Raw genomic sequence first — 3,606 nt, forward strand, 5'->3', positions numbered from 1 at the left:
GGCGGCGGCCGTGCCCGCGATCGTGCCCTCGGCGGCGGACAGGGCCGCGCCGCCGATTCCCGTGATCTCGCCCGCCGCGAACACGCCCGGCACCGATGTCGACTGCGCGATGTCCACGGCCACAAAGCCTCCCGGTCCCAGGCCGCGGCCAGGCGGGGCTTCCCCGTCCGCGGCGACGACACCCGACGACATCGACCGCCGCGGCGTGGCAGGGTGGCGGGTCATCGCGCAGCCGCAGGCGATCGCCAGCTCCAACTGCGGCGTGAACCCGAAACCGACGCACACGGCGTCGGCCTCGACGCGCCGGAGGCTGCCCGCCACGACGTTCCATTCGGCGTCGAGGCGGGCGGTCGTGACGGCCTCCACCCGATCCCGCCCGTGCGCGGCCACCACGGCGCGGCGGGTGCGGTACGGGATCCGTTGCCGCGCCAGCATTGTGGCGTACGCGACCAGCTCGCGGGCCTTCCCGCCGCCCGCGAGGATCGCTCGGGGCTCGCCCCGCCAGCCGCTGACGGGGTCGTTGGCCTCCAACACCTCCACGACCTTGGCGCCGACGCCGAGCAGGGACGCCGCCACGGGCAGCAGGAACGGCCCCGTGCCCGCCACCACCACGCGCCGTCCTATCGCGACTCCCTGGCCCTTGGCCAGGGCCTGCGCGGCGCCCGCCGTCACGACCCCCGGCAGGTCCCACCCGGGAAACGGAAGCGCCCGATCGTGTGCGCCCGTGGCCAACACCAACGCCCGCGTCTCCACGGTCCGCGAGATCCGTCCCGGCCCGTCGGCGGGTCCGCTGAGCACGTGCACCCGATGCCCGCGCGCGTTCGGCTCCACGGCCCACACCGCGGACTCGGGCCAATGCTCGACCCCGTCGGGAAGACGCCGACGCTCGGGCGCGGTGGCCGCCTGTCGCGAGTACTGCCCGCCCAACCTCGGCTCGGCGTCCAGCAACACGACCCCGACCCCGTGCGCCGCGGCCGCTTCGGCCGCCGCCAACCCCGCGGGACCCGCGCCCACGACCACGACGCGACTTCCCTCGTCGGGGATCATGACGGCAGCTCCGCTCCGTGCTGTGCCCGGATGTCGTCGCCTTCGCGGACCTGGCGCCGGCAGGCGCGCACGTCGGGAATGCCGTTGACCACCACCAGGCAGTCGTGGCACGCCCCGATGCCGCAGAAGATGCCGCGCGGGCGGCCCGATCCGCGCGTGGTGCGCCAGGAGATCAGGCCGTGGCGCAGCAGCACCGCCGCCACCGTCTGACCTTGTTCGGCGGCCACCTCGACGCCGTCCACCGTCACCATCATGTCGGCTCCTCCACAATGGCGGGACGGTCCACGCGAAACGGCGTCGGGTCGGTTTCGGTGGGGCGGGCCAGGAACAGGTCGGCGAGGAGGCGACCCGTGCCCGCCGCGAGCCCGATTCCCGCGCCCTCGTGCCCCGTGACGTGCCACAACCCCGGGACGCGGAGGTCCTCGCCGATGACAGGAAGGTGGTCGGGGGTGTAGGGGCGGAAGCCGCCGTACGCGCGCATGACGGGAACGTTCGCCAAGCGGGGGAACAGTCTCGCGGCGCCGCGCGCCAGGGCGCGCATGACGGTGACGGGCAGCGCGGCGTCGAAGCCGACGCGTTGACGGCTCGATCCGATCAGGACCGTTCCCGAGCGCGTCGACTCCACCACCGTGGACGTTCGAAGATCGGCCTCGCCGCTGGTGGTGGCGCCCACGTAGTCGGCGTCATACACCTTGTGCCGCACCGCATCGGGCAGCGGCGCCGTCACCAGCACCATGCCGCGGCGTGGCTCCACATTGATCGGCGCGCCGATCGACGCGGCGAAGCGGCCCGCCCAGGGACCGCACGCGTTCACCACCGCGCCGCACGACACCACCCCGCCCGAGGTGATCGCCGCGCTCACCCCGTCGGCGTCGGTGACCAGCCCGTCGACCTCCACGCCGCCGCGCACCTCGCCGCCGCGTCGGCGCACCGCCGCCAGCAGGGCGCCGGCCGCCAGGACCGGTTGCAGCTGGGCGTCGTCGGGGTAGTGGACGACGGCGGTGGCGTCCCGCGTCAGAAGGGGCTCCATCGCCGACGCCTCGTCGGCGCCGACGGACTCGACGAGCACGCCCGCCGCGCGCTGGGTCTCGGCGAAGGCGCCGAGCCCCGCGGCGTCGGCGTCGGAGGTGGCGACCACGAGACCGCCCTTGGCCTCCCACTCGACCTCGGCCGGGCCGGGTCCCAGCTCCTCCCTCAGGCCCGCGAGAAGCCGCGGCCACAACCGTCGGGAATGGACGGCCAGCTCCAGCCCGGGGCCGGGGGCCTTGTCGGACACCAGGACGTTGCCCTCGCCCGAGGCGGTGGTCCCGCCGGCGGGGGAGCCGCGGTCGCACACCAGCACCCGCAGTCCCGCCGCACTCAGCGCCTCGGCGCAGGCCGCGCCGATCACGCCCGCTCCGGCCACGACGACGTCGGCGGTTCGCACCGGCATCGCCTCCTTCGTTCAATAAAATGAACGACGCCAGGTTATTCATCGCCGCCGTGCGGTGTCAAGCGCCCCGACGGCGACGGGTACTCCAGCATCAGCACCGAGGTCACGGGCCCGTCGACCGCCTCGTAGTCGTGAGGGGCGGCGGCAGGAAAGCAAAGGTAGTCGCCCGGCCCCAGCTCGTGGGGCGATTCGGGCGGACCCACCCGCAGCCGCCCCGTGGTCACCGCGACGTGCTCGCGCCCGGGATGCCCCCGCGAGCGCTGCACCGCCCCGGGCCGCACCCGCTGGTCGTACAGCTCGATGACCGTGCCCGCCACGTCCATGCGCCGCAGCATCCGCAGGTCCACGGCGTTGGAGCTGAGCACCTCGAGATCGCCCGAGCGCACCAGCATCACCCCGGGGTCGGTGTTCTCGTTCAGCAGCGACGACACGGGCACCCCCAGGCCGTTCGACAAACTGAACACCGTCTCGATGGTGGGGTTGCCGATCCCCGACTCCAGCTGCGACAACGTCCCCTTGGCGATGCCCGAGCGGCGCGCCAGCTCCGACAGCGAGATCCCGGCGTCGCCGCGCAGCCGCCTCAGATTCGCCGCCAGGGCGGCGGCGGCCCGTTGCCGCGCCATTCATCCTCCTCAATTGACTTTCCGCGCAGCAGCGTACTCGGTACATCTAGACTCGCGCGGTGACCGACTTCGAGATCCGCGCGGCCGTCGCCGAAGACCTGCCCGCGATCGTGGCGATGCTCGCCGACGACCCGCTGGGCGCCGCCCGCGAAACGCCGCACGACCTGGCGCCGTACCGACGCGCGTTCGACGCCCTGGACACCGACCCCCGCCAGCATCTCCTGGTGGCCGCGCGCGCCGGGCGCGTCATCGGGGTGGCGCAGCTGACCGTCATCCCCGGCCTGTCGCGCACCGCCATGACCCGCGGCCAGATCGAGGGCGTGCGCGCCCATGCCGACGCGCGCGGCGCGGGCGTCGGGGCCGCGCTGATCGAACACGCCGTGGACCTGGCGCGCGGCGCCGGTTGCGGCCTGGCGCAGCTGACCACGGACATCAGCCGCGCCGACGCCCACCGCTTCTACGAGCGGCTCGGCTTTGTCAAGTCCCACTACGGATACAAGCTCC

General features: G+C 74.1%; 5 protein-coding genes. 1 reads left to right on the forward strand and 4 read right to left on the reverse strand.

All coding sequences use genetic code 11. From position 1 onward, the window contains the following. From VE172_RS06810 to VE172_RS06825, 4 genes are all read right to left on the reverse strand, one after another. A partial coding sequence (locus VE172_RS06810) for an NAD(P)/FAD-dependent oxidoreductase (protein ID WP_324798980.1) occupies nucleotides 1-1,047 on the reverse strand: 1,047 nt, incomplete at its 3' end. Then, complete coding sequence (locus VE172_RS06815; RefSeq protein WP_324798983.1) at nucleotides 1,044-1,301, reverse strand: (2Fe-2S)-binding protein; 258 nt, start codon at nucleotides 1,299-1,301, stop codon at nucleotides 1,044-1,046. The genes VE172_RS06815 and VE172_RS06810, both read right to left, overlap by 4 nt. Continuing rightward, nucleotides 1,298-2,479: an NAD(P)/FAD-dependent oxidoreductase gene (locus VE172_RS06820; protein ID WP_324798985.1), complete on the reverse strand. Its 1,182-nt coding sequence runs from the start codon at nucleotides 2,477-2,479 to the stop codon at nucleotides 1,298-1,300. Before VE172_RS06820 ends, VE172_RS06815 begins: the two co-directional genes overlap by 4 nt. A 35-nt stretch (nucleotides 2,480-2,514) precedes the next feature. Beyond that, the gene (locus VE172_RS06825) at nucleotides 2,515-3,102 is read right to left on the reverse strand and encodes a helix-turn-helix domain-containing protein (RefSeq protein ID WP_324798988.1); all 588 of its coding nucleotides are present in this window, start codon (nucleotides 3,100-3,102) and stop codon (nucleotides 2,515-2,517) included. Between the two features lie 59 nt (nucleotides 3,103-3,161). On the opposite strand from VE172_RS06825, the gene VE172_RS06830 reads away from it, so the two are divergent. Further along, a partial coding sequence (locus VE172_RS06830; protein WP_324798992.1) for a GNAT family N-acetyltransferase occupies nucleotides 3,162-3,606 on the forward strand: 445 nt, incomplete at its 3' end.

Source organism: Stackebrandtia sp. (assembly GCF_035643755.1).
In the GTDB taxonomy this organism is placed as follows: Bacteria; Actinomycetota; Actinomycetes; order Mycobacteriales; family Micromonosporaceae; genus Stackebrandtia.